Genomic DNA, 3,118 nt, shown 5'->3' on the forward strand with positions numbered 1-3,118 from the left:
GACGCCGAGGCGTCGCCCGGCGCGATCTCGGCGCGGATGCGCCTGGAGGGCATGGCGCCGTCGGACGAGACGACGATCGTCGCGGCGCGGGTCGACGACCCCCGGTTCCCGCGCGCCGCCGTGCTGGAGATGCTGCAGCGCACGCTCACCGCCCGGGGGCACCGGGTGCTCGGCTGCCGGTTCGACGACCAGGCGATCCTGCTGGTCAACGGCGCGGGCGACGACCAGCGGCCGCTCGCCGAGCACCTGGCCGAGGAGCACCTGCTGCTGCTCGACGGCCGGCAGCTGCGGGTCGGCATGAGCGACCCGGTCAGCGGGGTCAGCCGGCTGAACTCGGCCATCGCCACGGCGGTCGAGCGGGTGCAGAACGCGGCCGGCACCGAGCCGGTGGTGGTGTCGACGTCGCTGCACGTGCAGACGCACCGCGCGCTGCTGCGGATGCTCGGGGAGAGCACCCGGTCCGGCTACGCCCGCGAGGTGCTGGCCCCGCTGCTGTCCTACGACGAGCGGCACAACGCCGACCTGGTCGGCACGCTCCGGGCGTTCCTCGACGGCGGCGGCGCGTGGCAGGAGACGGCCCGGCAGCTGCACCTGCACACGAACACGCTGCGCTACCGGATCGCGCGCATCGAGGAGCTGACCAACCGCGACATGAGCACCATGTCCGACCGGGTCGACCTGTTCCTCGCGATGACCTGCCTCGACGAGTCGGAGTAGGCCGGCGTCGGGCCGGCGTCAGGCCGCCGTCAGGCGAAGTGCATCGTCGGGATGCCGTACGCCCGCGGGTCCGGCACGCGCAGCAGCGCCGGCGCCACGACCTCCTCGATCAGCACCTCGACCGTGTAGTGCGTCTCGGCGCTCAGCACGTGCCCGGCGAACCCGGCCGCGGCCGCGTTCTTGACCCCGACGGCCAGGTGCAGGTGCGGCGTGGGGGTGCCGGTCTCCGCGTCCCACAGGATCGTGCCGCTGCCGATGCCCTCCGTGTAGGTCACGGTGACCTGCTGGGGGAGCGGCGGCTCCTGGTCGTCGACCGGCACGTCGGCGGCGATGAACCGCGCGGTGCGGAAGGCGCCGGAGAACACCGGCACGAACCCCTGCCGGATGCCGTGCGCGCGGCACGCCGCGGTCAGCGAGGTCAGCACCTCGTCGCCGGGCTCCAGCACGACCGCCACGCGCCGGCCGGTGGTCACCTCGGTGCTCTGCACGCTCAGACCTCCGCGGGGTCGAGGGCGAGGGCGGGCACGGCGGCGCCGATCGCCTCGGCGTGCGCGCGGATCTCGGCGAGCAGGGCGGCCTTGCCGGCGTCGGGCAGGAAGGACGACGCGACCGCGTTGGCGGCGAGCACGCCGACCTGGTCCTCGGTGACCGTCCCGGCGGCGACGAGCGCGCGCACGTTGTCGTCCAGGTAGCCGCCGAAGTAGGCCGGGTCGTCCGAGTGCACGGACGCGCGCAGGCCCTCGTCGAGCATGACCGCGATCGGGTGGTCCGCCAGGTCCGGGCCGGCGGTGCGCAGCGCGAGGTTCGACAGCGGGCACACGGTCAGCGGGGTGCGGGTGGCGCGGAGGTGCGCGACGAGCTCGACGTCCTCCAGCGCGCGGTTGCCGTGGTCGACCCGCTCGGCGCCGAGGATGTCCAGGGCCTCCCAGACGTAGTCCGGCCCGCCCTCCTCGCCGGCGTGCGCGACCCGGCGCAGGCCCTCGGCGGCGGCGCGCTCGAACACGTCGCGGAACAGCGACGGCGGGAACCCGACCTCGCTGGAGTCCAGGCCGACCGCCAGCAGCAGCGACCGGTGGGGGAGCACGGCCTCGAGCGTCGCCATGGCGGCGTCGGGGCCGAGGTGCCGCAGGAAGCAGACGATGAGCCCGCCCGACATGCCGTGGAGGGCGCGGGCGTCGGCGAGCGCCGCGGACAGCCCGAGCAGCACGTCCTCGACCGGCACGCCGCGTTCGGTGTGCGACTGCGGGTCGACGAAGATCTCGGCGTGCCGGACACCGGCGGCGTGCGCGCGGGCCAGGTAGCGGGCGCCCAGGTCCTGGAAGTCCCGCCGGGTGCGCAGCACGTCGAGGTTCGCGTAGTAGACGTCGAGGAACTCCTGCAGGTCGCGGAACGGCGCGCCCCGCCCGGCGCCCGCGGGCACGGGCAGCCCGTTGCGGTCCGCCAGCGCGCGGATGAGGTCGGCGTCCAGCGTGCCCTCGATGTGCACGTGCAGTTCAGCCGTCGGCCACACGTCCTGCTCCCGGTCGTTCGTCGGTCGTCGCGGACGGGTGGTCCACGCTTGCCGGGAAGCCAACCACAGGGCCGTGGCCTGCGGCCTCGTGCGATCCACCAACGACCGCCCGCCGCCGCGGGGGACCGGGCTGGGCGATCCGCCGGGCGCGGGCCGCGGCGACCCCGCCGTGTGACGCGCACGTGACGCGCTCGGTGGGTCGCACAACGGACCGCACCGCCGGGGCGGGTCGAGTTCGGAGGATCCCACATGGCGACGGCCGAGCCCGGGCCTGTCGAATGGGTGCAGTCGCCGGGTCGCCCCGGCGCGACCCTCCCCCTGGCACCGCGGCCGCCCGTAGCCGCGGGCGCCGCACGACGTGATCGAGGTTGACGTGACCCGCTCCTTCACCGCGCGCCCCCGGCGCCGGATCGCCGGCCTGGCCGCCGCCGTGGCCGCCGCCGGCCTCCTGCTCTCCGCCTGCTCCTCGGACGACACCGCCGGCTCGACCGGCGACGCGTCCGGCGCCGCCGAGTCGTTCGACGCGGTGAGCGTCCAGCTGTCCTGGCTGAAGAACCAGCAGTTCGCCGGCGAGTACCTCGCGGTGGAGGACGGCCGGTACACGGACGCCGGCTTCGCGGACGTCACGCTGACCGCGGGCGGCTCGTCGGCCACCTCGGCCGAGGCCGCCGTCGCCTCCGGCCAGGCGTTCGTCGGCCTGTCCTCCCCGCTGATCACCGCCCCGGCGATCCAGAGCGGCGCCGCGCTGAAGATCGTCGGCGCGACCTACCAGCAGAACCCGTTCGCGCTGGTGTCGGCCGCCTCCGCGCCGATCGAGGGCCCGGACGACCTGGCCGGCAAGACCATCGCCGTGTCCGACTCGAACACGCTGGTGTGGAACGCGTTCCTCGC

4 protein-coding genes are annotated in these 3,118 nt (G+C 75.2%); 2 read left to right on the forward strand and 2 right to left on the reverse strand.

The features are described from left to right. Positions 1 to 717, forward strand: a 717-nt coding sequence (locus tag VER05_RS18130; protein WP_324846710.1) for a PucR family transcriptional regulator, incomplete at its 5' end; no start/stop codon positions are given. 29 nt (positions 718 to 746) lie between these two features. Here VER05_RS18130 and VER05_RS18135 read toward each other — a convergent pair. Further along, complete coding sequence (locus VER05_RS18135; RefSeq protein WP_324846711.1) at positions 747 to 1,205, reverse strand: PPC domain-containing DNA-binding protein; 459 nt, start codon at positions 1,203 to 1,205, stop codon at positions 747 to 749. 2 nt (positions 1,206 to 1,207) lie between these two features. Next, positions 1,208 to 2,227, reverse strand: coding sequence for an adenosine deaminase (add, locus tag VER05_RS18140; RefSeq protein WP_324846712.1), 1,020 nt, complete (start codon positions 2,225 to 2,227; stop codon positions 1,208 to 1,210). Positions 2,228 to 2,600: 373 nt separating this feature from the next. Between add and VER05_RS18145 the strand changes: the two genes are divergently transcribed. Continuing rightward, positions 2,601 to 3,118 (forward strand): ABC transporter substrate-binding protein (locus VER05_RS18145; protein ID WP_324846713.1); only part of this gene is annotated, 518 nt, incomplete at its 3' end.

The organism is Cellulomonas sp. (genome assembly GCF_035634735.1).
Lineage (GTDB): Bacteria > Actinomycetota > Actinomycetes > Actinomycetales > Cellulomonadaceae > Cellulomonas.